This window comes from Leisingera thetidis (assembly GCF_025857195.1).
Classification (GTDB): domain Bacteria; phylum Pseudomonadota; class Alphaproteobacteria; order Rhodobacterales; family Rhodobacteraceae; genus Leisingera; species Leisingera thetidis.
The window spans coordinates 23,185-48,220 of the sequence record NZ_CP109788.1 but is presented as its reverse complement, the minus strand read 5'-3'; the positions used below and the strand labels follow the sequence as shown (position 1 = coordinate 48,220).

Below are 25,036 nucleotides of genomic sequence, written 5' to 3'. Positions count from 1 at the left end.
CTGACGCCGCACCGGCGGGGGAGTTCTCTGTCAGGCAGATGGATCGGGTCGTCCGCTTCAGCAACCCAGCGCCGTAGTGGTCCTCGAGTGCCGCAAGGCGTTGCGATACCGCTGCCGGCGACAGCCCCATCTCGCCCCCTCGGCGACCAGTCCGCCCCTTTCGACGAGGCGCAGAAACAGGGAAAGATCGTCCGGAATAATTATTCGGCATATCCGAATTATAATTTCGGAATCCGCCCAATTCCCTTGGCTGCCCGCAAGGATCATCTTGGTGGCAACCAAGGAAACACCCCTATGCAGCTTGACCATGTGACCATACGCACCCGAAACCTCGCTGGAACGCGGGACTTCTTCATTGATGTCTTCGGTCTTGCAGAAAAGCCGCGTCCCAAGGCGATCCAGCGCATTCCGGGCCATTGGCTCTATGCCGGGGACGATCCCATTGTCCATCTGATCGGCTCGCGCGGGCTGGGTCCGAATGCCAGCCCCGAAGCCTGGGATCACGTCGGGTTTCGCTTGGCCGGCTACACCCGCTTTCGCACCAGGCTCGAAGAACGCGGCATCCGCTATTCCACCATGGATCTGCCGGAACTGAACGAACGGCGCCTGTTCTTCCACGCCCCCTGCGGACAACTCATCGAAACCGTGTTTCGCGAAACCAAGACATTTTCCGGAGACGAAGAATGACTGGCGTGACCAATAAGAAAGCACTCGTGATCGGCGGTACATCTGGCATTGGCGCTGCGGTGGCTGACGCTCTGGCCGAACGCGGCGCCGAGGTGGTGCGGGCCAGCCGCGCGACGGGGCTGGATGTCTCCGACGGTGCAGCTTTGTCCAGCTGGATTGTCCAGCAAGGACCGATCGATCACCTTGTCTTCACCGCAGGCTCACAAGCGCCGGGCGGTGCCATCGCCTCCCTTGATCTGGACGCTGCCCGCGCCGCCTTTGACACCAAGTTCTGGGGCAGCATCCGCGCCGCGCAGGCCGCAGCCCCCCACCTGCGGGAAGGCGGCACGATCACCTTCACCAGCGGTTTTCTGGCCCGGCGCACTGTACCCGGCACGTTCACCAAAACCGCGATCAACGCAGCTCTCGAAGCCAGCGCCAAGATCCTTGCCAAGGAACTTGCCCCGATCCGCGTCAATGTTGTCAGCCCGGGGCTGACCGAGACAGAGGCCTATGCCGGGATGGATGCAGATGCGCGCCGGCAAATGCTTGAAGGCGCCGCCTCCCGCCTGCCCGCGGGCCGTGTGGCCCGGCCCCATGACGTGGCCGCGGGCCATCTCTTTGCGATTGAAACCCCTTCCGTCACTGGCGCCGTGATCGACATCGACGGCGGTGCGCTGATCAATTGAACCAGAGCGCTCCAAAACCTGCCGGATTAATTCCCACCCAAAGGACCAATCACATGACCACTCTTTTTGACTCCGCCAAAGTGGGCGCCTTGCATCTGCCATCGCGCATGGCACTGGCCCCGATGACACGCTGCCGCACCGATCAGCCTGGCAATATCCCCAATGCGATGATGGCGGATTATTATGCCCAACGCGCCGGCGCGGTGCTGATCATCACCGAGGCCACCCAGATCAGCCAACAGGGTCAGGGCTACTCCTTCACCCCGGGCATCCACTCCGAAGAACAGGTGGCAGGCTGGCGCAAGGTGACCGGTGCCGTGCATCAGGCGGGCGGGCGCATCGTCAACCAGCTTTGGCATGTGGGCCGGATGAGCCACGCGATGTTCCATGCGGACGGACGGCCGGTCGCGCCTTCGGCAATTGCCCCCGATGCAACCGTCTGGGTTGTCGATCCTGAGACCGGCAAAGGCGGCATGGTCGACTGCCCCATCCCCCGCGCACTGGAAACCGCCGAGGTCGCAGGCGTCATCGCCGATTACGCAGCGGCCGCACGAAACGCCAAGGAGGCCGGGTTTGACGGTGTCGAAATCCACGCGGCCAACGGCTACCTGATCGACGAATTCCTGCGCGCCGGTTCAAACAAACGCGAAGATCAATACGGCGGCAGCGTTGAAAACCGCATTCGCTTTGCCATCGAGGCGGCCGGGGCTGCGGCCGCTGAACTCGGCGCGGATCGCGTGGGTATCCGGATCTCTCCCTTCATCACGCAGCGCGGCATGGATGACCCTGACGCCCCCGCCACCATTCTGGCAATGGCCAGGGAGCTCGGCCGCATCGGCATCGCGTACATCCATATCGCCGAGGCGGACTGGGACGACGCCCCGGAAACACCGCGCGCCTTCCGCGAAGCACTGCGCGCGGTGTTTCCCGGCGCGATCATCGTTGCCGGCGGCTATGACAAGAACAAGGCCGAGGCCATCCTGGCTGAAGAACTGGCCGATGTGGTGGCCTTTGGACGCCCGTTCATCGCCAACCCCGACCTGCCGCGCCGCTATGCCGAAGGTTTGCCGCTGGCAGACTTTGACGGCGATACGCTCTTTGGCGGCGATCAGCAGGGTTACACCACCTACGGCAACTATGAGGCGGCGGCATGAGCCGTCCCTTGTCCGCCCGCGAGATTGATCAAGCCCGCGGCAACAACCGGATCGGCACCAGGCTTGTTGCCGAAACCGGCAACATGAAGATCTGGCACTTGCGTCTCGCTCCCGGCGAGACGCTTGCCGCCCACCGGCATGACCGGCCCTATTTCTGGACGGTTCTGACCGACGGGAAAGCCAGGTCGCGCCATGGCGACGGCCGCATCGAGGATGTCACCTATGCCAACGGCCAGACACAGCACTTCCCCGATCTGACGCCGGACAATGCCTTTGTTCACGACCTGACAAATACCGGAGACGCCGAGCTTGTCTTCGTCACCATCGAATTCGACTGCTGAAAGCCAATGAGGAACCCCCGCATGCAACACGTGACTACCAATAAAGCTGTCGCCCTGACGCGCTACCTGCCGGTCAGTGATCCCGACGCCTTTTCCGATGTGGAATTGCCTGTTCCTGCCCCCGCCGGCCAGGACATTCTGGTTGAGATCAAGGCGGTTGCCGTCAACCCCGTCGACACCAAAGTGCGCGCGCCCAAGGACAAGGTGGAAGAAACGCCGCGCGTCCTCGGTTGGGATGCCTCCGGCATCGTCACCGCTGTCGGTCCGGATGCGACGCTCTTCAAACCCGGCGACGCCGTATATTATGCCGGTGACATCACCCGTCCCGGCAGCAACCAGCAATACCAGCTGGCCGATGAACGGATCGTGGGCCGCAAACCCGAAAGCCTCAGCCACGCCGAAGCCGCCGCGCTGCCGCTGACCACCATCACCGCCTATGAAGCCATGTTCGACCGGCTTGCCATCGACCGTGACGGCGCGGATGCCGGCCAGTCCATCCTGATGATCGGCGGTGCAGGCGGCGTCGGGTCGATCGCCATCCAGCTGGCCAAACGCGCCGGCCTGACCGTGATTGCCTCGGCCTCGCGTCCCGAAACCATCGCCTGGGTCAAGGCGCTCGGCGCAGATCATACGGTCAGCCACCGCGAGGACATGGTGGCGCAAACCCGCGCGCTCGGCTTTCACCACGTCGATCACATCGCGATTTTCAACGACATGCGCCACTGGAATGCGGCTGTCGAACTGATCCGGCCGCAAGGCGGGATCGTGACCATTGATGACACCGGTTTGCCAATGCCGATGGCGGGCATGAAAACCAAGGCCGCAGCGCTGCACTGGGAATTCATGTTCGCCCGCGCCATGCATCAGACACCGGACATGATCGAACAGCACAAGCTGCTGAGCTTTGTTGCCGATGAGATCGACGCGGGCCGCATCCGCACCACGCTGAGCGAAGTCCTTTCGCCGATCAATGCAGAGAACCTGCGCAAGGCCCATGCCGCCATCGAAGCCGGCACCGCAAAAGGCAAGATCGTTCTGGAAGGGTTCTGATGCCCGGCATCATGCAACAAGGCAAAGGCCGGCGCATCACCCGCCCGGCCTTTGCCGCACCCATGCATAGCCAAGCCCGCGTCATGCTGGGCCTGTCGGTTCTGCTGCTGGGCGTGAACTGGCCCGTGATGAAGCTCGGGCTTGATTACTTTTCGCCCTTTTGGATGGTCTGCCTGCGCTTTCTTCTCAGTGCTCCGGCGGTTGCCGCGCTGATTGTCATCTCCCGCCGCCGCCTGCCGGTTCTGACAAGGGCTGATGTGCCGGTCATCCTGGGTGTCGCGGCCTTCCAGTTCGCCGGCATGATGGGGCTGGCAACTCTGGCGCTTACGCTTGTCCCGGCGGGAACAGCCAGCATTCTGATCTATACGACGCCTGTCTGGCTCTTGCTGATCGACATGATTCTTGGCGAAGCAAAGATAATCCGCAAACGCAAGGCAACTGCGCTTGTGTCCGCCGCGGGCTGCGCGGTGATCGTCTTTTCCCCGGGCAAATCCGGTATGTGGGGGGCGCTGCTGCTTATCCTGGTGGCCTCTGCCCTTTGGGCAATCGCAATGCGGCTTGTCAACCGCCACAAATGGCAGGGCAGCGTCCGCGATGCCCTGTTCTGGCAAATGCTGATTGCCGGCTTGGCCCTGCTGCCGGTTGCCTATTTCACCGAGGGCCCCTTTGCGCCGCGGTCGCTGACACCGGTTTCCGTTACCCTCTTGGTGCTCATCGGTCCGGTGGCCAGCGGCGCCGGCTTCGGGTTCATGATTGCCGCGGGCCGCAGCCTGCCGGCAGCACGTGTCGCACTGATCAGCACCGCAACACCGCTCATCGGCTTCCTCTCGGCAACTCTGGCGTTGGGGGAACCCGTGCAGGCCGCGACCTTGATTGGCGGTGGAGTCATGCTCGCGGCTCTGGTGCGGGGCGGCGTCCAGACTGTGACACCCGGCGCTACTGCGGAGGGTGCCGGCCACCGCCCGCAAACGACTTGGCATAGGCCGAAGGCGTGCGGCCCACATATTCCTGAAACGCCACGGAAAAGGCCGAACTCGACGAGAACCCCACCTCAAAGGCCGTTTCCGTGATCGACCGCCGCTCGCGGCGCAGCATCTCCATCGCCCGGTTCATCCGCATTTCGCGGATGAACTCGCGCCAGCTCTGCCCCAGCTCCGCTTGCATATGACGGCGCAGGGTCCGTTCCGACATGCCCGCATGTTCCGCCACCTCCGGCAGCGAAACCGATGGCCCCTTGCGCCGGGTGTAGTCAATCACCTCCTGAATGGCCGAACTGCTGGCATAAGGCGTCCACATGATCCGCTCGTGCCGGAACCACTCCGGCAGCATGTGGCCGAGCGTGGTGAAAAAGGCGCGCGCGTGGCGGTTGCCCGGACTCGTATCGCCCCCCCATTTCAGACCGTAGTCCAGCATTGCCGCGGCAAATTCCCCCACCGGGCCGACCCAGCATCCGTCATGTGTCCAGGCAACCTCGCGGCGGCAGAATTTGACAACCAGACCCGACGAAGGCACCCGTGCCCGCAAGCGGAACATCCGTCCCTCGGGGATATAGACCATGTGACCGGGCGGGATCACCCATTCCCCGGCATGGCCGAACAGCTCAAGTTCGCCACTGCGGCAGCGCACAAGCTGACCGCCGCCCTCGGCATCGGTCAGATAGTCGAAACGCCCGGTACCGAAACGCAGGGAATGACTGGTCATTTCCTGCGTCACGGAAAATGTGCCGGTGCTTGGCTGGTGCTGCCTCACTGTCATCCATCGAACTCCGCCAGGGTGCCGTTTTCATGTCCTACACAACTCTACCGGTCCGGCCAAAAGCTTATCCAGCACTTGTCCGATAATCAAAAAAAATTGTCCGATTACCGAATGCGGGACGCGTCCGGAAAAGGCAACATCAATAAATACTGTCGATTACAGGCCATCACTGGCGGCGGTATTTCGGGAGGAGATTCAAAATGGCACTGGAGAACGCAGTTTCTGCGAACGGGCCGGTATTGTCCGTGGCAGGCGTGAGCAAGCGCTTTGGCGGGACACAGGCTGTCAGCAAGGTCAGCTTTGCGGTCAACACAGGCGAGATTGTCGCGCTTCTTGGCGAAAACGGGGCCGGGAAATCGACACTGATCAAGATGCTCGCGGGGGTCTACGCAAGCGACGAAGGCCACTTCCGATTCAGGGAGAGCCGGTTCGATCCGCGCGACGCTCATCCCGGCATCGCCTTCATTCACCAGGATCTCGGTCTGATCGAATGGATGACCGTGGCCGAAAATATCAACCTGATGCAAAACAGCTATCCACGGCGTTTCGGGCTGATCGACTGGCCGCAGGCACGCGAAAACGCGCTCAAGGCCCTGGCTGAAGTCTCCGACAGCATAGATCCGGACATGCGGGTGCAGGATCTGACGCGCACCGAGAAGTCACTTGTCGCCATCGCCCGCGCCCTGGCCCGCAAGGCCACGCTTCTGGTGCTGGATGAACCCACCGCATCGCTGCCGCAATCGGATGTGGAGATGCTGCATGGCGTGCTCTGCCGCCTGCGCAGCAACGGTGTGGCGATGATCTACGTCTCGCACCGTCTGGACGAGGTGTTTGCCATTGCGGACCGCGCCGTGGTGCTGCGCGACGGTTTCCTGGCCGGGGATGAACCGATCGGCAAGCTGGATGCCGACAGCCTGATCCAGCTGATCATCGGCCGCAATCTGGACGATGTCTTTATTCACACCGAGCCCCCCGAAGACGCGCCCTGCGTGCTGCGGCTGGACCGCGTGCGGACGCAAGATGCCGGCCCGGTCAGTTTCGAGCTGCGGCGGGGCGAGGTTCTGGGCCTTGTCGGGCTGCGCGGTGCCGGACAAGACGCGGTCGGCCATGTGCTTTTCGGCCGCACCCCGCTGCAGTCGGGTGAGATCCGGCTGGCCGATGGCACCCGCTTTCACGCCGCGCATCCCCAGGAGGCCATCCGGCAGGGCATCTGCATGGTGGCGGGCGACCGCAACGCCGAATCCGTGGCGCCGGGGCTGAGCATCCAGGAAAACCTGTTCCTCAACCCCGGCCTGACCGGGCGCGGCCTGGGAGATTTCCGCACGCCTGCGGACGAGGCCGCCGAGGCGCGCCGCATTGGCCGCACCTTCGACATCCGCCCCAATGACCCTTGCGCGCCCATTGAAACGCTGTCCGGCGGCAATCAGCAGAAGGTCGTCATGGCCCGATGGATGTCCGTGGGCGGTCAAGTGCTGATCCTCGAGGATCCGACCGCCGGGGTCGACGTCGGCTCCAAGGCCGATATCTACGCGCTGCTGGCGCGCGCCCTGAATGACGGTCTGGCTGTGCTGCTCATTTCCACCGATTTCGAAGAAGTCGCGGCGCTCAGCCACCGCGCTTGCGTCTTTCACGATGGCAGCATCGTGACGGAGCTGAGCCAGCCGGACATCTCGATCGAAACATTGCTGAACGCCGCCTCGATGGAGCCGGCCCGTCAGGAGGAGAACTGATGCAATCCCTGGAATCCAATGCGCTGGAACCAACTGCGGCCGAACTCGACGGCCTGTCTTTCGGCGCCCGCCTGATCCGGCTGCTGCCGGTCTACGGCTTGCCGGTCCTGACCGTGCTGCTGATTATCCTGTTTTCGCTGATCCTGCCGGAAACCTTTCCGACCTTCCTCAATCTGCGCGCGATCCTGGGGGAAAAATCCGTCATCGCGCTGCTGTCACTGGCGGCGATGCTCCCGATGATGACCGGCCGGATTGACCTGACGGTGGGTTACGGCATCGTCATCTGGCATGTCCTCGCCATCAGCCTGCAAACCGATTACGGGCTGTCCTGGCCTGTTGCGGTGCTGATTGTTCTGACGGGCGGCTGCCTGCTGGGCGCCCTGAACGGCTTGCTGGTCGAAGTTGCGAAAATCGACAGTTTCATCGCGACACTGGGCACCGGCACGGTGATCTATGCGCTGGCCCTCTGGTACACCGGGGGCCGCCAGGTCATCGGGGCACTGCCCGAGGCTTTTACCGGGATATACACGGCAACGGTTTTTGGCCTGCCGGTGGCCGCCTTCTATGTGCTTGTCATCGCCGTCATCCTTTGGGTGATCACCGATTACCTGCCGATTGGCCGCAACCTCTATGCCATCGGTGCCAATCCCCGCGCCGCTGAGCTGAACGGCATCCGCACACGCCGTTTCGTGATCGGCGCCTTCATTGCCTCGGGGCTGATCGGTGCACTTGCCGGCGTGGTGCTGGCCGCGAAACTGCGGATCGGCCAGGCCAGCGTCGGCCTCGAATTCCTTTTGCCAGCACTCGTCGGCGCCTTCCTGGGCTCGACAACGATCAAACCGGGGCGGGTGAATGTCTGGGGCACCTTGGTCGGGGTGATCATCCTGGCCGTCGGCATCTCGGGCATCCAGCAGCTGGGCGGCGCCTTCTATGTCGAACCCCTGTTCAACGGCACCATGCTGCTGATCGCCATCGGCATTGCCGGATATGCGCAGCGCAAACGCAGTTCGGTCCGCAAGGCGAGGCCCCCCGCCCGGACCCCGCACCCCAAGAAGTCTTGATCAGACCCGTTCACGGAGGAGAGAACGCATGACCAACGCAGTGAAACCCCTGTTCGCCGCAGCCCTAATGGCCAGCACCGCGCTGGCCGGGCTTCCGGCCGCCGCCGATGCGGTCAGCGGCGCCAAGGCCTTTGCCGCCGAAGCCGCCAAGCCCAACCCGCCCTGGACCGGACCGGCATCGGGCCCCGCGGCCCAGACTGGCAAGACCATCGTCTATGTCTCTGCCGATCAGCGCAACGGCGGTGCCCTCGGCGTCAGCGAAGGCGTGAAGGAAGCCGCGTCCGCCATCGGCTGGGAGGTCCGCGTGATTGACGGACAAGGCAGCGTCTCGGGCCGGTCCTCGGCCATGCAGCAGGCCATTGCCCTGCAGCCGGACGGGATCATCCTGGGGACGGTGGACGCCAACGAACAGGCCGAAGCTATCCGCCAGGCCGCCGCGGCAGGCATCCGGATCGTGGGCTGGCATTCCACCGCCTCGGCCGGACCGTCGCAGACGCATCCGATCTTCACCAATATCACCACCGACCCGCTTGAAATTTCCCGCGCCGCCGCCTCGCTGGCCGTGGCCGACAGCAACGGCACGGCGGGTGTCGTGATCTTCACCGACAGTGCCTATGAAATCGCGATTGCAAAATCCGATGCCATGGCCGGGATCATCAATGCCTGTGAAGGCTGCCGGATCCTGTCGGTCGAAGATACGCCGCTGGCAGAGGCCAGCACCCGGATGCCGCCGCTGACCAATGCGCTGCTGCAGCGCTATGGCGGCGACTGGACCTATTCGCTGACCATCAACGACCTGCCATACGATTTCATGGCCCCGGCCCTGATCTCGGCCGGCATGCCCCAGGACGGCCAGCCGCGCAACATCTCGGCCGGCGACGGATCCGAGGCGGCGTTCCAGCGCATCCAGCAGAACTTCTATCAATACGCCACTGTGGCCGAACCGTTGAACCTGCATGGCTGGCAGGCCGTTGATGAAATGAACCGGGCATTCGCAGGCGAGGCCGACAGCGGCTTCGTTGTCCCGGTCCACCTCTTCACGCCGGACAACATTCAGGAGGATGGCGGCGCCAGCCTCTCCTATGACCCGGGCAACGGATACCGCGACGTCTATCGCGGCATCTGGGGCGTCGACTGATCCCCCACTGGCGCGGCCCGCGGGCTGCGCCCCTTTTCCAGTTTCCAATCGGAGCAACCACATGACCAAGACTTTCTGGCCCGATGACGCCCGGCTTGTCATCTCGATCTCGATGCAGTTCGAAGCCGGCGGCGAAGCCCCCTATGGCCCCGGCGGCCCCTTCTCGGGCTTTATCGACATGGATCCTGCCTATCCCGACTTCCCGACCAAGAGCTGGTACCGCTACGGATATGTCGAAGGCATCCAGCGCATGCTGGATCTGTGGGACAAGCACAGGATCAAAGTGACCTCGCATATGGTCGGCAGCGCCGTCGACCGCAGCCCGGAGGTGGCGAAGGAGATCGTCGAGCGCGGCCACGAGGCCGCCGCGCACGGGCGCGACTGGATCATGCAGGTCGACCTGCAAGAGGCGGAAGAGCGCCGCTTCATCGCCGACAACGTCGCCTCGATCAAACGCGCCACCGGGGTTGCGCCTGTCGGCTACAACGGCGCTGCGATGCGCGGCACGATCAACACGCTGAAAATCCTTCAGGACGAAGGCTTCAAGTATCACATCGACGATGTCAGCCGTGATGAGCCCTTTGTGATCCCCGTGAGGAACAGGGATTTTGCCGTCGTGCCCTACTCGGTGACCCTGAACGACATCATCCAGTTCGAGGGCTACAAGTTCACCACGAGCGAGTATGAACGCCAGCTGCAGGACGAATTCGACCAGCTGTACGAGGAGGCCGGACACCGCCGCCGGATGATGGCCATCTCGACCCATGACCGGGTGCAGGGCCGCCCCTACCGGGTCAAGTCGCTGGACCGGTTCCTGGAATATGCGCTCAGGCACAAGGGCGTGGTGGTGATGCGCAAGGACGATATCGCCGATTTCGCCCTGTCCGATCCCAGCATCCTCCGCGATCCGAACCCGCATGACGAATGGGCCGAATGGGAGCGCAGGAACGGCGCGCAGAAGATCGAACCGATTGCATGATCGCCGCGCCGGGCGCGGGCTTCCGCCGTGCCCGGCCACAACCGAAAGTCATGACATGACCGACATCACCATCATCGGCGGCGGCATTGCCGGGATTGCAACAGCCCTGGAAATCCAGCGCGCCTGGCCCGGCCTTTCGGTCAGGGTGCTGGAGAAGGAACAGGCGCTGGCTCTGCATCAGACCGGGCGCAACAGCGGCGTTATCCATGCCGGCATCTACTACGCCCCCGGCAGCCTGAAGGCAGAGTTCTGCCGCCGCGGGCTGGAGGCCACGGTCCGTTTCTGCAGCGAGCATCAGCTGCCGTTTGAGCAATGCGGCAAACTGCTGGTGGCCGCCTCGCCGCTGGAAGAGGACCGGCTGGCCGCTCTGACCAGCCGGGCCCGGCAAAACGGGCTCAGCGTCCGCCCGGTCCCGGGCGGCGAACTGCGCGAGCTGGAACCCAATATCGCGGGCCGGGCCGGGTTGCTCAGCCCGGCCACCGGCATTGCCGATTACGGCGCGATAGTGCGCAAGATGGCGGAACTGTTTACCGGCGCCGGAGGGGAGATCACCCGCAACGCCGAGGTGACCGGGATCTCGGAAACCGCCAATGACGTCACTCTGGCGCTGGCCAGCGGGCAGCGGCTGAAGACCCGCCGCCTGATTGCCTGTGCCGGCCTCAATGCCGACCGGCTGGCCGGGATGTGCGGCTTGGCTGATGACTTTGCTATTGTTCCGTTCAAGGGAGAGTACTACCGCCTTGCACCGCGCCGCGACACAATCGTCAATCATCTGATCTATCCGGTCCCCGACCCCGGCCTGCCCTTTCTCGGCATTCACCTGACACGGATGATCGGCGGCTATGTCACTGTCGGCCCCAATGCCGTGCTCAGCCTCGCGCGCGAGAAATACGGCAAACTGGCGGCCTCGCCCCGTGACCTGGCCGGGATGGCGCGCTTTCCGGGTTTTTGGCGCACGCTCGGGGCAAACCTGGCCTCAGGCCTGACAGAGATGGCCAATTCTGCTTTCCGCCGTCGCTACCTCCGGGCCTGCCAGCGGTATTGCCCCGCGCTTGAGTTGAGCGATTTGCAGCCGCATCCGGCAGGCATTCGGGCACAGGCCGTGATGCGCGACGGCACGCTGGTGCATGATTTTCTGATCCGCAGTACCGCACGCACCATTCATATCTGCAACGCTCCCTCACCCGCTGCCACCTCGGCGATCCCCATTGCCGAACACATCCGCAACGAGGCCAAGCGCCTCTTTGAGCTGAAGGACCCTGCCCATGCTTTATGATCTGCGCACCTACCGCTGCCGCCCGGGCACGATGAGACGGCAACTCGATTTCTACGCCGAAAACGGGTTTGACGCACAGCGGCGTCATTTGGGGGAGCCTCTGTTTTATGGCACAGTCGAGACCGGCGATGTGAACTCTTATGTCCACCTCTGGCAGTACCGCGACGCCGCCGACCGGCAAGCCCGCCGCGCCGCGCTCTACAAGGATCCCGACTGGCTCGAATACCGGACGCGGGGGGCGGCGCTTGGCTATCAAACCGAGCAGCACAATACCCTGTTGCGCCCGGCCGCATTCTGGACACCCCCGCACTAGGATTGAAAGGAGACCACCATGTCCCATTGGCACGCTGATCCGCTTCACTGGGGCCACGGCCCACGCGTGTTTGAGATGTTTCTGGAGCCCACTTGCCCGTTTTCGGCGCGCGCTTTCGGCAAGCTCGATGAATTGCTGGCCGAGGCCGGGGATGATCGCATCACCGTAAAGCTGCGGCTGCTCTCCCAGCCCTGGCATATGTTTTCCGGCGTCGTCACCCGCTGCATCATCGCCGCCTCAACATTGGATCAGGGCAAGACGGCCGCACGCCGCGTGTTGTCGGCAGTGGCGGCACATCGCGATGCGTTCGAGTTCAAGGACCATTGCAGCGGCCCCAATCTGGACGCCACGCCGCGCGAGATCATCGCCCGGCTCGAAGACATTTCCGGTCTAAAATTGGCCGCCGCCTTTGCTCTCCCCGATCTGGACCGCGAAATTAAATGGCATTGCAAATATGCGCGTCAGAATGGAATCCACGTCTCGCCTACCTTCATGATCGATGGCTTGGTGAGACCGCAAATGGGCAGCGGCGATGCCGTCTCGGACTGGCTTCGGGAAGTATTCCCGCAATAAGTCCGCATCCTGCAGCCCGGCTAGTTCTACTGCAGCAGGATAGCCTTGGGGGCGGCCAAAGGCCTGCAGGACGCTTCCCGTTACTTCCTTGCCCTGTCACCCTTTGCAGATGCCTGTGGTCTCCAACCCGGTACAATTTCCATCTCCGGGAAACGTGCAACGGTTCGGATCGAGTACAGACCGGCCTTTGTTGCACTTGCGGAATAGCGGGCCAGAGACGCCCGAAGCGGGAATGCTGTTTTTCCGGTGCGAGGCCAAGGAAATTTTCCTTTACGAAATCCCGCCCTTGGCCAGCATCGTCCAGCCACCTTTCGATTTGCCTACCAAGCGCGCGACCGTTTGCCGGGAGCCAGCCACATCGGATCTCCCTCTTCGATACCGAAGGCATCGTACCAGGCATCTACGTGCTGCAGAGCGGCAACCGACCGGTAGAAATCCGGCGCGTGCCCGTCATTCAGCGTGATTGTCCTGAGATAGGTATCGGTTGCCTTCATTGTCCAGAGCTGGGACCAGGCCGCAAAACACCGCTGAGCCGGCGTCAAGCCGTCAATCTCGGTATTCTGCTCGGGATGGTCTTCGAGATACTGCATAAGCGCCTCGTAGGCGAATGTGATGCCGCCGACGTCGGCCATGTTTTCCCCGACGCCCAGCTGACCGTTGATGAAGACGCCGGGAAGGACCTCATAGGCATTTGCCTGATCGATCAGCTTCTTTGCTTCGGCGATGAAGGCTTCGGTATCTTCCGGTGTCCACCAGTCACGAAGATTGCCGTTGGCATCGTAATTCCGGCCGGTAAAGTCGAAGCCGTGGGTCATCTCATGGCCAATGACCGCCCCCATCCGGCAGAATTTCAGCGGCGCGTCCATATCCGAAGAATAAGCCGGCGGCTGGGTGATGGCAGCGGTGACTTCAAACCCGTTTATCGTCGGCGTGTAGGCCGCATTCATCGCGATCGGCAGGGTCGATTCACCGCTGAACTCATCGTGCTCGGGCGGCCGGGTCAACTTGTCCAGTTGGCGCTGCATGTCAAAACGGCCAAGCGCGATCATGTTGGCAACCGGGTCAGCGCCGATATCGACGCTGCTGTAGTCGATCCAGGTGTCCGGATAGCCCGCCTTGTAGTAGAACTTATCGACCTTTTCCAAAGCCGCCACGCGCGTCGGTTCCGACAGCCAGTCGCTGTTTTCGATCCGTGTGTGGAAGACGGCCTTGATGCGCTCGATCATGTCGAGAATCTCGGCCTTGGTTTCATCTGAGTAGTATCTTTCGACGAAAAGCTGGCTGGCGGGGTGGCCAAGGTTTTTCAGCAGCAGCTGGTAGACACGTTCCTGCCGCGGCGGATCGTACCGCGCGCCAAGCAGCGCTTCGTTGAGACTCAGGGCCGGTTCGTGCAGACCGCTTGCCAGGAAGGGGGCGAAATTCTCGATAATCCGGTATGCGGCATAGTCCTTCAGATCCTCGATCGGGGTGGTGCGCCAAACCTCGGACAGCATCGGCAGAACCCGCGGCTCATACATGTAGAACCAGTCCGGCTTGTCAAAGCCGATTGTGCTCAGGTAAGCGTCGAGGTCCAGCTCCGGCGCCAGTGCCTTCACCTCGTCGTAGGGCAGTCTGTTGTATTTGTTGGCAGGATCCTTGGCCTCGGCCGGGGTCAGGAAGGAGCTGTAAATTCTGCGTTCGATCCCCAGCGACAGGTCCGCGACCCGCGACGCTTCCTCCTGGGCGTATCCGGCTGCCAGCAGCAGGTCATTGATGAAGGTCCGGTAGGCGATCAGCGCAGCGCTGTCCTCAGCGCCCCGCAGCGCCTCCTGAAAGTGCCGGTCGAGACCAAAAGACGGGCCGACAGCAAACATGGCATGCCTGGTGCCGTCAGCCGGGTCCTGCGACGGGCCGAACATGGCAAAGATACCAGGCCCGGCGATGGCGGCTTGCTGCGCCATGATGACCGTCAGTTCTTCAAAGGTTGCAACGTTCTCGACATCATCCAGCAGGCCGCGGATGGGTTCGATGCCGGCCGCGTCTATCGCTTCAACGTTCATGAAGGCGTTGTAGAAATCGCCAACCAGCTGGGTGGGCGACCCCTTCGGCGCCTCTGCCGCCATTTGCCCCGCTTCAGCCGCCATTGCCGCAACCTGCTTGGTGAGCCTGTCGGTCATGATCGTGAAGACACCAAAGCCTGCGAATTTCGAGGGCCGCTCCACCCGGTCAAGCCAGCCCCCCGATGTGTAACGGTAGAAATCTTCTGCAGGGGCGGTGCTCAGGTCCATGTTCTCGACTGAAAACACCAGGTCATCCGGGCCGGGCTCGGGCAAGCCGGCTTCCTGCGCAGCCGCGCCAGCAGCGAGCAGAGCAGATACAGCGGTTGCAGACAAAGGGCGGAAAAAACGCAAGGCAGACTCCCTGGCGACGCACCTGGATTTGTGATCTCCGGCGGGCGGCGACGAGGCAGCACACCGCCGCCGGAGGGTTAAGCCAAGCAGTTTGCCTGGCAAATCGGCCTGCGCCCGGCGGTGGCGCCGGGCGGCAGCATCTCAGTTGGAGGCGTAGATCAGATGCGGTGCCTCTTCACCGTTCCGTTCCTCTTCGGCATGAGCGCAAAACCCATCCGGATCCATCGCATGAGCTGCGCGGCCAAAGCCGATGTAAGCCCCCAAGGACATCAGGAGAGCGGCCTGAACCGCTTCAAAGTCCTCGTCGTCCTCGCTGTGGCCTTCAGCCACTGTGGCAAGTGCAGCCCCCGCCTTGTCCTGGTCCACATTGAAACCCGGGCACACCCCGGCCACCGCCATTTGATGTGCGACGGATTTCAGCATGTTGCGATGCGGCGCGTCGAACCCGTCTCCCAGAACATGGTCGACCCAATCGGTGACCGCGAGGTCCGCTTCGACCGCAGGATCCAGCCCGGACTGCGCGATGGCGGTTTCGGCGGAAAAGAGGAGTGCGGCCGCTATTGCGGGAATATGCATATATGTCATGTCATAGGCTCCTGTCAGTCGAACTCATGATGGGTCCAGCGCGAGGAATAGCGGTTATTCCAGTAGCACTTGCGGACTTCAGGCAGGCACATCACGCCATTCGCCGGCTGGTAGGGTTCGCCGCGTGCTTTCTTTTCCTGCCGGTTCTCGGCAACCTTTTTTGCAATCGCGATCCCGACCAGCGCGCCGACAAGTTTGGCTTTGTCCTCATCGCTCAAAGCCACGCTTGGGCCCGGCAGGGCAACTGCGGCAATCAGAACCGCGACTGCCAAGGACTTCAGTTTTCCATGTTTCATGAGTTCGGGCCTCCTCCCTTGATGATCTTGTCTGCCAAGCCTGACCGCTTGCACGGTGCCGGGCTGGATTTTTCCGCTTCGCCTCCTGTCTGTTGTTTTCTGCGATTTTGATCGGGCTCAACCGCCGTACAGAACGGCATCCGGCAGTTCGTACCGTTCCGACCCGCCGATGCGGACGCGGTTCAGATCCCCCGTCTTTTCCTGCTGCACGGACAGGCCCGGGTCACTGCCGACCAGGCGGCCGTCGCGGAAATCCAGATAGCGCTCGCCGCCCGCCGGAAGCGCCACCCAGACGCTTGCTGTGCCTCCTTGTCCGCGCGAGACGCGGAACTTGCACGTGGTCATCGGCTGGTCCGGCGACAGGGCGCAGGGGATCAGGCCGCTTGCGTCACTTGCCGCTCCAGAGCTTGCGCTGCCGGGCGCTGATCCTTCGCGCAGGTAGCGGCCGGCGGCCCAGCCGGCAAAGGGCTGATCGCCGGGCACCTCGATCTGGCACCATTTCGTCTCGCCGTTCATCCGGCAGCCGAGATTGCGCGCGCTGTCGCCATTGGCCAGGGCGCCGACCACGGCATGGGACGTGCCGGGGCCGGCGCGGACGTTCAGCGTATCGCCGGCCGTCAGCCCGGTCACCTGCCACCAGTCCGGACCGCCGCTGAGCCCGTCAGCATAGTCCGCGCCGGGGGCTTGGGGGCTGGCGGCGCTGCCGCCGATCGAGATGTTCAGGGTATAATCCGCCGTTTCGTTCCGGCGCGCCGCATTGCGCATCAGATACACCCGGATGCGGTAGTCGCCGGACGCTGGCAGCACCCCCTGGTAGCTGTTGCCCGCAACCGAGCCGATGTGAATGGCCTCCGGGCCGTCGCCGCGCATCAGGTTGAAATAGGCAGAGGGGTTGTCCGGCTGAAAGCGGATCGTCATGGTCTGGCCCTGGCCGGCCCCCAGCAGGTAGTCGGTCATTTCACGGCCGGTGATCTGCGCCTCGATCGTCGCGCCGGATGTTCCGGCGGCGAAACTCACACGCTGTTCCTCAATCGGCTGGGACAAAAGGCTGGACGGCACCCAGAGGGCAAACATCAGTATGATTTTGTTCAATGGCATTTGGCACTTCCCATCATGAAAAGCCGCACGGCATGAAAACCGCCCAGCCCTACCGTGGATCTGACACACCAATGGCCTGAACTCAGCTTGGCAAGGACCCGGCCACGAGCATGCGAATTGTCCTGCTTGGGGCGCACACCCAAAAAGGTGTCTCCCATATGCATGTTATCATGTTATCCAGTTGAAAAGAAGCCAACTATCCCAATCCGGCCAATCGCTATCCGAATTGCGCAGTCACCGGCCTGGCATGCCCGCCCGGTCTTTCGCACGCTTAAGTGTCTGGCTCGGCAGCTCTCCGTAAGCGCTTTGGTACTGGCGGGCAAAGCGTCCCAGATGCGCAATTCCACAATCAAACGCCGCAGCCGTGACGCTGACGGGGATGCCGGACATCAGCATACTGCGGGCCTGGCTCATGCGGATAGACGTCAGACAGGCCCAGACGGTACCACCTGTTGCGCGGCGGAAAACCCGTTGCAGCGTCCGGCAGCTGATGCCGGAAGCGCCTGCAATATCTTCCAGTTGCAGCGGTTCACAGCAGTGCGCGTGCATGAAATCCACGGCACGCCGGAAATGCGGGTCCGATGCAGGCAGGGGCAGGTATTGCTCCTCCGGCCTCACCTCCAGCGCTGATTTCAGATGCTGTTCAATCAGCGCATCAATCAGCTGCGCGGCCCTCGGGTCCGCCAGCACAGGGTTCCGGGAAGCCAGGTCGGTCATGACATATCTGATCAGATCCGAGAGGCTGCGGGCGGCGTCGGCGCTGAGGCCAAAATTCGGGATCCCGCCCCGGAGACAAGGCAGCGGCTGTCCGGGATCCGGCGGCGCCACAGGCGCTTTCAGCATGAAAGCCGCGAATTCTCTGCCGCACGCGGCCCTGACGGAGGTCTTGCGGCGGCTTGGGCCGAACGCCAGACCTTCTCCAGCGCCGGCGTGAAAGGGACGGTTCTGCATTTGCACTGAAACGTCGCCGGATTGCGGCAGCATGATGGTTACCGAACCTTCGTCATCCACTTCGATATCATGCCCGGTGGAGGTCACAGCCAGAAGGCGGGTTCCGCTTGTTTTCGATGTGGTCTTCGCCACCGCAGCGCGGCGGTTCCGGCCCGCGTGCATCTTGATCTTGCTTTCCGGGCGCAGTGTCAGCTCACTGTACTTTCCCTTCGGGTCAGCGTCCTCAACCCAAACTGACCGATGATAAGTGAGCATGGCCGCATACCCTTCCGCCGTTCCGCTGTGAGACAGGATGGACTTGCGGCTGATTTTTTCAAGCCGCGCGGCCGCTCGAAAAGCCCGCAAATCAGTCGCTCCGCAGCCCGGGCTTGCGGCACACGTGCCGGCGGGTAGACTTGCAGTCATTTTTTGGAACCGCAAGCGGGGCCATCGAATGATTAGCCGGAGGAAGCTGATGCGTTGTGTTATCGTGGCCGTGTCGCTGCTGGTCTGTGTCTGCCTCACCAGCGTGGTTCAAGCTCAAAACACTGTCCCCGAAGACAGGATTGCGGGTGTCATCGCGCGCGCCCAGACTGCGATTGAAACCGGCGCCGCGTCGGTTGAAGCACTGAACGAGCTGCGCAGTGACCTGGACGAATTGCGGCGGCAGGTATCGGTCATTGCCGAGTCCGGCAGCGTCGAGGCCCGCACGATCGAGGCCCAGGTCAAGGCGCTTGGCCCGCCCCCCGGAGAGGGCGAAAGCGAAGCGGAGGAAATTGCCAGCCGCCGGGCCGAACTGGCTGAGCGGCTGGCAGAAGCCAACCGGCCGGCCCGCGAGGCGCAGGAACGCCTGAACCAGGTTGAGCTTCTCATTCGCGAGCTGGACAAGCTGATCCGCAGCAAGGACACCAGCAAGCTGATCCAGAGATTCCCCAGCATTCTATGGCCAGGAACGCTGGCGGCGGCCCGGAAAGAGCTGAGCAATCTAAGCGTCGAGACCTTGGGCGAGGTGAGGCAAAGCCTTGAAACCAATACATTCCGGGAAAGCAAAGAGGGGCGGATCGTTCTGTCGCTCGGCCTGGCCCTGGCCGGCTTGGCCCTGGTGCTGTTTGTGCGGCCGAAACTCAGCCGCCGGTTTGATCAGCGCTTCGAGGAGGCCGGCTCCGCCCGCCGCTACCTGTGGGCTCTTCTGTCCAACCTGAGCAGCCTGCTTGTTCCTTCGATTGGAGCGGTCGCTCTGGCTGCCATCGTGCCGGTCCTGGGCATCAGATCGCAGTTCACCAATTACACCGGCCAGTATGTTCTGGAAATCCTGCTGGTGATGATCGTCGCGAACTGGCTGGGGCAGACCGTGTTCTCTCCTCATGCGCAGCACCGCAGGCTGGTGCGCATGGATGACCGCCGGGCGCTGCTCGGGCTGCGTTTGTGCCAGGGGCTTGGCCTCGTCGAGGCCTTCGAACTTCTGGTGGAGGCGCTGGCGCTTGAGCTGATCCGGGAGCAGGCCACCATTTCGGTGATCGCCGTGCCAATCCTGGCCGCGGTATCGCTCCTGCTTTGGAAACTGGCCGCCCTGCTGAACGGCGCGCTGGCCGGGGATGCGGCGGAAGCCTCGCTTTCATCTGATGGGAAAGAGCGGACAGAGACCAACAGGGGGCTGGTCAAGCTGCTGATTTTCCTGCTGCGGGCTACGGCCATTGTTACCGTGCCGCTGGTGCTCGCCGGTTACGTGCCGATGGCCCGGCATCTCTCCGACGCCATGGTGATGACGGTGGCGCTGCTGGGGTTCGCGTTGTTCCTCTATGTGCTCATCACCGGCTGCATTCATAGCTTCGTGAACAGGGGCCGCCGGGAACAGGAGGACGAAGCAACGCTGCCGCTGCTGCCTTTCATTATCGGATCATTGCTGGCATTGGCGATGATGCCTGCTCTGGCAATCTTCTGGGGCGCGCGGACAGCCGACGTCGCCGAGGCCTGGCGGCTGGTGACCGTGGGGGTGCAGGTCGGCGACGTTCAGCTGTCGCTGGGCGTGGTTGTTTCGCTGCTGGTGGTATTCTTTCTCGGGACCGTTGCCACCCGCTGGCTTCAGCATGGCCTGCGCGAAACCGTGCTGCCGCGGACGCGGCTGGATCCCGGGGCCCGGAACGCGCTGGTCACCGGCATCGGCTATGCCGGCCTTACCCTGTCAGCATTGATTGCGGTGTCCGCCGCGGGATTGAGCCTGTCGAGCCTTGCGGTGGTTGCAGGCGCGCTGTCGCTGGGGATCGGCTTCGGCATGCAGACCATCGTCTCGAACTTCGTTTCCGGCATCATCCTGCTGATCGAGCGGCCAATCGCCGAGGGTGACTGGATCGAGGTGTCGGGGCATTCCGGCATCGTCAAGAAAATCGCCGTACGCTCCACTCAGATCAGCACGTTCGACAAGCATGATGTGATCGTGCCAAATCAGGACCTCATCGGCGGAACGGTCAAGAACATGACACTGTCCTCGCGAATGGGGCGGCTGATTATTCCTGTCGGGGTCGCCTATGGAAGCGATCTGGAAAAGACCAAGGCTATCCTGGAACAGGCAGCGCGGGAGGAACCCAGCCTGCTGGGCTACCCGGCGCCTGCCGTGCTGTTCAGGGGACTGGGCGAAAGCGCGCTTGATTTCGAATTGCGGTGTTACCTGAAGGATGTCGACACGATGGCGACCACGCAGTCCGACCTTCTGTTCCGCATCTACGTGGACCTGTCAGCCGCCGGGATAGAGATCCCGTTCCCGCAGCGCGATGTCAATTTGCGGCAGGTTTCCACAGCCGCCGCGCAGCCCAAGGAGGACCCGGACCGGGATCCGGATCTGACGGTGGCCGCCACATAAGGACCTCGGCAGAGCCCCTGCCTCACGCGCAGCACGTGCGCCGGAGATGCGGGTGCCGGCACCGGTGTGCGCGATCCGCCCCTCTCGGCGATGCCAGCACCGCCTGCCGGGCACCGGGACAGAGCCGGAAAAATCCAGCTTATGTCGGTCCAAGGCCGGGGCTCAAAGCAAGGGTTGGGCAGACACGCCATCATGGTGGAGGATTTCGCGGGGGGCAGGTCATAACGGCCGCACAGCAACGTCGTCAGCTCGCGACTGTTTCAATTGCGATTTCAGCGAAGGAGCGAATAAGCCGAGAGTGTTTTCTCTCTTTCAAATAGGCAAGATAGTAGCCGGTCTTGACCTGAGCGTCATTGATCGGGATGGCACGAAGATTGGCATGTGGCACAAACTCGAAATCAGCGACGAACCCTATTCCCAAACCTTGTTCCACCGCCTTCCAAATGGCCTCCCGGCTTCCGAGCTCCAAGACCGGGTGGATGTTTATCCCTTTCCTGTTCAGTTCTTCCTCAATCGCGGACCTGGTGGTGGAGCCCTCTTCACGGCGCACGACAGGCTGACCGTCCAACTCGTCAAGGGATATGCTCTCTCTGCTGAAGAACGGATGTTCAGAATTGACGAAAACGACCACGTTGTGCTGACTGTACGGTTCGACTTCCACACGCGCATCAGTTGGAACTTCCGCGATGATGCCGACGTCGGCTTCAAGCGAGATGATCCGCTCAAAGCACCTTTGCGAGTTGCCAAAGCGCACACCGACTTCGATCGAGGGATGCCTGGACTTGAAGGCGACAATCATGTTCGTCGCGTGAAACGGTCCAACCGCTGCGATGTTCAAAGAACCCTTGTGAAGCCCGCGGAAGGAATCCAGCAGGTTCTCGGCATCCGTTTCTGCCTGGTTAAGTCTCGACGTTATCTCGAAGAGTTCCTTGCCGGCCGCGGTGAGTTGAACCTTGCGCCCGAGACGGGCGAACAGCTCGACACTGTACCTTTGCTCAAGGGCTTTCACCTGTGACGACAGCGTCGGCTGGCTGACATTGAGAACCTTGGAGGCAGCCGAAAATCCTGAGTGCTGTGCAACGGCATGAAAGGAGCGGAGTTCAGATTTTAGCATAGGCTCAGCATATAGATCTGATTGAAACAATCAATTGGACATATAGATAGATTGCTCACACACTTTTCCTCAAGCGAAAACAGATCGATCGATCATCAACAGACGGTGTGAGGAAGTTTATGTGGAATTACAGCAATCCGGTAAAAATCACTTTTGGAGATGGTGGGTTCAATAAACTTCCTGAGCTCATTGGCCGCAGGGCCTATGCGCTCATCACCTATCCTGAAGCACCGTTCACGGATCTGGCCGAAAAACTGGTGCAGGCCGCCGGGCCGGCTGCTTTGATCATCGATGATATCGCCCCCAATCCCGATTACGTTTTGCTTGCGGATCAGTCAGCCCGTTTTGCCCAAGCCGGCCATCCCGTAGAGGTGATTGTTGCGCTGGGGGGCGGATCGGTCATTGACTCTGCCAAGGTCTTTGCGGCTGCCAACGGGGATTTTGGCAAGGTTGCGCATTTTCTTGAAACAAAGACAGGGGCGGAGGCGCTTTCCGCAATTCCGATCATCGCGGTGCCCACGACAGCCGGCACCGGCAGCGAGGTTACGTGCTGGGCCACAGTTTGGGATGAAGCGCGCGGTCAGAAGTTTTCGCTGGCACGCCCGGAACTGTACCCTGAAACCGCGATCATCGATCCTGCTCTCATGCTGGGAAAACCCTACAACCTGACATTGGCGACAGGGCTGGATGCTCTTTCCCATGCCTTGGAAAGCATCTGGAACGTGAACGCAAACCCGGTTTCGGCGCGCCATGCCGTTGTTGCCGCCAAAATCATTCTGGACACGCTCCCCAAACTTGTCGGCGATCTCGGGAACCTGGACTACCGCGCTCGTTTGGCCGAAGCCTCGCTCAGCGCTGGCTTGGCGTTTTCGAACACGAAGACAGCAATCGCTCACAACCTGTCTTATCCGATCACCCTGCGCTGGGGGGTGCAGCACGGGATAGCCTGCTCGTTCAGCCTGCCGACCATTCTGCGGTCGATGAAGGGGATCGGCGGGTTTCGGGAAACATCCCTGCAGGAGATTTTCGGTGCGGATCTGGAGTCCGGGGCAGCGTGGCTCACGAGATTTCTGAACGCGATGGGAGTCGGCTGCACCTTCAAGGATCAGCGAATTCCCGACGACCAGGTCGCTGGGATCATTGACCAGGCATTTGCCGGCGAACGCGGTCGGAACTTCATCGGCACCAAGGCCGGCTTCCTAGCCTCGGCAGAACAGCAAAACCGCCTGGCTTTCGAAGTCACCTGAACCCCGAGGCGCCCGCCCGCCAAGGCCAAAACACCAACGGAGGAGAAGATGAAATATACCAGAACAACGATCAAAGCGGCCATTTGCGGCGCCGGGCTTGCGGTGGCCGGAACAGTGCAAGCAGAGGAGTGCAAGAACCCTGACGTTCTGCGGTTCTCCATGATCCCGACTGAGGAAACGACACAAGAGCTCTCCCTTTATGAGCCGATGGTGAACCAGATCAAGGAGGTCACGGGCAAGAACGTCGAGTTCTACCTGCCCACATCTTATGCCTCGGTCGTCGAGGCCATGCTGGGCGGCTTCGTGGATATCGGCATGCATGGTCCCTATTCCTACATAATTGCGCAGGAAAAGGATCCATCGCTGGAGGTTTTTGCCACCTACGCAAAACACCCCGGCCACTTTCAAGAGGAAGGCCCGGGCTACAAGGCTGTTCTGGTTTCCCGCTCTGACTCCGGCATCAGCACGATTGAGGACCTCGCGGGGACGGTGGTCGGCCTGACCGACCCGGCGTCCACGTCGGGCAATCTCCTGCCGCGGGTGTCGTTCACCGAAGTGATCGGAGCACAACTCGAAGATCACTTCTCAAGGGTTGTCTACACGGGCGGCCATGACCTGTCGGCAGTTGCCGTGATCGAAGGTCAGGTCGACGTGGCCTTTGTGGCGACACACCGTTTGGACAACGTGATCGATCGCGGATTGGCAGCAATGGAGGACTACAATCTCATTTGGTCCTCTCCGGTCATTCCGCAGGATCCCTTTGTCGTCTCCGGCAAGCTGTGTGACGAAGTGGTTGACCGGATTACCCAGGCATTCTTGACCCTGAATGAAACCGAGGCCGGCCAGGAATACCTCAGGAACGTGAATGCCAGCAAATTTGTGGCGATGACGGATGCGGACTACGACATCATTCGCGCCCTGAAGGCGGCAAAAGACGCCCAGAAAAACCAGTAAAGCCAATGCTCTGTTCTGCGACCGCAGGACAGGGCTTCCAGGGAGGATCAAATGGCGGTTTTGAAAGTCACCGGACTGAAGGTCAGGTATTCGGCGAAGGGACCAGAGATCTTGAAGGGCATTGATTTCGAGGTGAAGTCCGATGACTTCCTTGCAATCATCGGTCCAAGCGGTGCAGGGAAATCCACCCTGATCCGAGCCGTCAACCGGCTGGTTGAGCCAACGGCAGGCAAAATCATTCTGCTGGAGCAGAATGTTTGCGAGCTCAATGCCAGGCAACTGCGTGAACTGCGCCGGAATGTCGGCATGATTTTCCAGGAGTTCAACCTGATCAACCGCATGTCTGTCATGGACAATGTTTTATCCGGCAGGCTGGGCTACACTGGAAACCTGCGCTCGCTGTTCCGGATGTTTCCGAAGGCAGACGTGGATCAAGCCCTCTACTATCTTGATCGCGTAGGGCTAAGCGATCACATCAACAAGCGCGCCGATGAACTCAGCGGCGGTCAGCGCCAGCGGGTCGGAATCGCACGCGCCCTCATGCAGCGGCCCAAGCTGCTGCTATTGGATGAGCCGACTTCTGCGCTCGATCCGAAGATTTCGCGTGAAGTCATGAGCCTGATCCGGGACATCGCCCGCGAACTCAAGGTTCCCGCCCTGTGCAACATTCACGATGTCCAGCTCGCCAAGGAATTCTGCAACCGGATCATCGGCATGCAGGATGGCTACAAGAAATTCGACGGCACAACCGAAACCCTGCAGGACAAGGATCTCGAGGAGATCTATGCGATGGAGGTGCTCTGAGCCATGATCCTCACGATACAAGATCCCCAGGGCGTC

General features: G+C 61.9%; 23 protein-coding genes and 2 pseudogenes. 17 read left to right on the top strand and 8 right to left on the bottom strand.

Annotated features, from left to right (window positions below; all coding sequences use genetic code 11):
- Positions 1-37: 37 nt before the first annotated feature.
- A pseudogene (locus OKQ63_RS26180) lies at positions 38-130 on the bottom strand (helix-turn-helix domain-containing protein); the annotation flags it as partial.
- 164 nt (positions 131-294) lie between these two features.
- Between OKQ63_RS26180 and OKQ63_RS21305 the strand changes: the two are divergent.
- Genes OKQ63_RS21305 through OKQ63_RS21280 form a run of 6 tightly spaced genes read left to right on the top strand, consistent with a single transcriptional unit; the run spans position 295 to position 4,970 of the window.
- Positions 295-687 carry a VOC family protein gene (locus tag OKQ63_RS21305; protein ID WP_264214145.1) on the top strand — a complete coding sequence of 131 codons (393 nt, stop codon included), beginning with the start codon at positions 295-297 and terminating at the stop codon, positions 685-687.
- Positions 684-1,355 carry an SDR family oxidoreductase gene (locus OKQ63_RS21300; RefSeq protein ID WP_264214144.1) on the top strand — a complete coding sequence of 224 codons (672 nt, stop codon included), beginning with the start codon at positions 684-686 and terminating at the stop codon, positions 1,353-1,355. The genes OKQ63_RS21305 and OKQ63_RS21300 overlap by 4 nt, the downstream gene beginning before the upstream one ends.
- A gap of 53 nt (positions 1,356-1,408) precedes the next feature.
- Entirely contained in the window at positions 1,409-2,509 is a 1,101-nt protein-coding gene (locus OKQ63_RS21295; RefSeq protein ID WP_264214143.1) for an alkene reductase, read from the top strand.
- On the top strand, positions 2,506-2,850 hold the full coding sequence (locus OKQ63_RS21290; RefSeq protein WP_264214142.1) for a cupin domain-containing protein: 345 nt from the start codon (positions 2,506-2,508) through the stop codon (positions 2,848-2,850). Before OKQ63_RS21295 ends, OKQ63_RS21290 begins: the two co-directional genes overlap by 4 nt.
- 21 nt (positions 2,851-2,871) lie before the next feature.
- Positions 2,872-3,900, top strand: a complete 1,029-nt coding sequence (locus OKQ63_RS21285; protein ID WP_264214141.1) for a zinc-binding alcohol dehydrogenase family protein — start codon at positions 2,872-2,874, stop codon at positions 3,898-3,900.
- Complete coding sequence (locus tag OKQ63_RS21280; RefSeq protein ID WP_264214140.1) at positions 3,900-4,970, top strand: DMT family transporter; 1,071 nt, start codon at positions 3,900-3,902, stop codon at positions 4,968-4,970. Before OKQ63_RS21285 ends, OKQ63_RS21280 begins: the two co-directional genes overlap by 1 nt.
- Here the strand turns inward: OKQ63_RS21280 and OKQ63_RS21275 are convergent.
- Positions 4,924-5,064 (bottom strand): annotated as a pseudogene (locus OKQ63_RS21275) (helix-turn-helix domain-containing protein); the annotation flags it as partial. The gene OKQ63_RS21280 and the pseudogene OKQ63_RS21275 sit on opposite strands and share 47 nt — an antisense overlap.
- Positions 5,065-5,855: 791 nt before the next feature.
- Between OKQ63_RS21275 and OKQ63_RS21270 the strand changes: the two are divergent.
- The 7 genes from OKQ63_RS21270 (at position 5,856) to OKQ63_RS21240 (ending at position 12,725) form a co-directional block, all read left to right on the top strand.
- Entirely contained in the window at positions 5,856-7,385 is a 1,530-nt protein-coding gene (locus OKQ63_RS21270) for a sugar ABC transporter ATP-binding protein (protein ID WP_264214139.1), read from the top strand.
- A complete protein-coding gene (locus OKQ63_RS21265) occupies positions 7,385-8,446 on the top strand; it encodes an ABC transporter permease (protein WP_264214138.1) in 1,062 nt (353 codons plus the stop codon). The genes OKQ63_RS21270 and OKQ63_RS21265 overlap by 1 nt, the downstream gene beginning before the upstream one ends.
- Before the next feature lie 28 nt (positions 8,447-8,474).
- Positions 8,475-9,584, top strand: a complete 1,110-nt coding sequence (locus OKQ63_RS21260) for a substrate-binding domain-containing protein (protein ID WP_434086069.1) — start codon at positions 8,475-8,477, stop codon at positions 9,582-9,584.
- A 61-nt stretch (positions 9,585-9,645) separates the two neighbouring features.
- Positions 9,646-10,563, top strand: coding sequence for a polysaccharide deacetylase family protein (locus OKQ63_RS21255; RefSeq protein ID WP_264214137.1), 918 nt, complete (start codon positions 9,646-9,648; stop codon positions 10,561-10,563).
- Between the two features lie 55 nt (positions 10,564-10,618).
- Positions 10,619-11,839: an L-2-hydroxyglutarate oxidase gene (gene lhgO / locus OKQ63_RS21250; protein WP_264214136.1), complete on the top strand. Its 1,221-nt coding sequence runs from the start codon at positions 10,619-10,621 to the stop codon at positions 11,837-11,839.
- A complete protein-coding gene (locus tag OKQ63_RS21245) occupies positions 11,829-12,152 on the top strand; it encodes an NIPSNAP family protein (RefSeq protein ID WP_264214135.1) in 324 nt (107 codons plus the stop codon). The genes lhgO and OKQ63_RS21245 overlap by 11 nt, the downstream gene beginning before the upstream one ends.
- An 18-nt stretch (positions 12,153-12,170) precedes the next feature.
- A complete protein-coding gene (locus OKQ63_RS21240) occupies positions 12,171-12,725 on the top strand; it encodes a DsbA family protein (RefSeq protein WP_264214134.1) in 555 nt (184 codons plus the stop codon).
- Between the two features lie 320 nt (positions 12,726-13,045).
- On the opposite strand, the gene OKQ63_RS21235 is transcribed toward OKQ63_RS21240, so the two are convergent.
- The 5 genes from OKQ63_RS21235 to OKQ63_RS21215 form a co-directional block, all read right to left on the bottom strand.
- Positions 13,046-15,037, bottom strand: coding sequence for a M13 family metallopeptidase (locus OKQ63_RS21235; protein WP_264214133.1), 1,992 nt, complete (start codon positions 15,035-15,037; stop codon positions 13,046-13,048).
- 219 nt (positions 15,038-15,256) lie between these two features.
- A complete protein-coding gene (locus OKQ63_RS21230) occupies positions 15,257-15,700 on the bottom strand; it encodes a hypothetical protein (protein WP_264214132.1) in 444 nt (147 codons plus the stop codon).
- A gap of 14 nt (positions 15,701-15,714) precedes the next feature.
- The gene (locus OKQ63_RS21225; RefSeq protein ID WP_264214131.1) at positions 15,715-15,996 is read right to left on the bottom strand and encodes a hypothetical protein; all 282 of its coding nucleotides are present in this window, start codon (positions 15,994-15,996) and stop codon (positions 15,715-15,717) included.
- 117 nt (positions 15,997-16,113) lie between these two features.
- Positions 16,114-17,094, bottom strand: coding sequence for an SH3 domain-containing protein (locus tag OKQ63_RS21220; protein WP_264214130.1), 981 nt, complete (start codon positions 17,092-17,094; stop codon positions 16,114-16,116).
- A 234-nt stretch (positions 17,095-17,328) separates the two neighbouring features.
- The gene (locus tag OKQ63_RS21215; protein WP_264214129.1) at positions 17,329-18,465 is read right to left on the bottom strand and encodes a helix-turn-helix domain-containing protein; all 1,137 of its coding nucleotides are present in this window, start codon (positions 18,463-18,465) and stop codon (positions 17,329-17,331) included.
- 34 nt (positions 18,466-18,499) lie between these two features.
- Between OKQ63_RS21215 and OKQ63_RS21210 the strand changes: the two genes are divergently transcribed.
- On the top strand, positions 18,500-20,881 hold the full coding sequence (locus OKQ63_RS21210; RefSeq protein ID WP_264214128.1) for a mechanosensitive ion channel domain-containing protein: 2,382 nt from the start codon (positions 18,500-18,502) through the stop codon (positions 20,879-20,881).
- A 244-nt stretch (positions 20,882-21,125) separates the two neighbouring features.
- Here the strand turns inward: OKQ63_RS21210 and OKQ63_RS21205 are convergent, their stop codons facing one another.
- A complete protein-coding gene (locus tag OKQ63_RS21205; protein ID WP_264214127.1) occupies positions 21,126-21,995 on the bottom strand; it encodes a LysR substrate-binding domain-containing protein in 870 nt (289 codons plus the stop codon).
- A 119-nt stretch (positions 21,996-22,114) separates the two neighbouring features.
- Between OKQ63_RS21205 and psrA the strand changes: the two genes are divergently transcribed.
- From psrA to phnC, 3 genes are read left to right on the top strand one after another with little or no spacing between them, the layout of a single operon-like run.
- Positions 22,115-23,242, top strand: coding sequence for an iron-containing alcohol dehydrogenase PsrA (gene psrA / locus OKQ63_RS21200; RefSeq protein WP_264214126.1), 1,128 nt, complete (start codon positions 22,115-22,117; stop codon positions 23,240-23,242).
- 48 nt (positions 23,243-23,290) lie between these two features.
- The gene (locus OKQ63_RS21195) at positions 23,291-24,196 is read left to right on the top strand and encodes a phosphate/phosphite/phosphonate ABC transporter substrate-binding protein (protein WP_264214125.1); all 906 of its coding nucleotides are present in this window, start codon (positions 23,291-23,293) and stop codon (positions 24,194-24,196) included.
- Between the two features lie 51 nt (positions 24,197-24,247).
- Positions 24,248-25,000: a phosphonate ABC transporter ATP-binding protein gene (phnC, locus tag OKQ63_RS21190; RefSeq protein WP_264214124.1), complete on the top strand. Its 753-nt coding sequence runs from the start codon at positions 24,248-24,250 to the stop codon at positions 24,998-25,000.
- Positions 25,001-25,036: the final 36 nt, after the last annotated feature.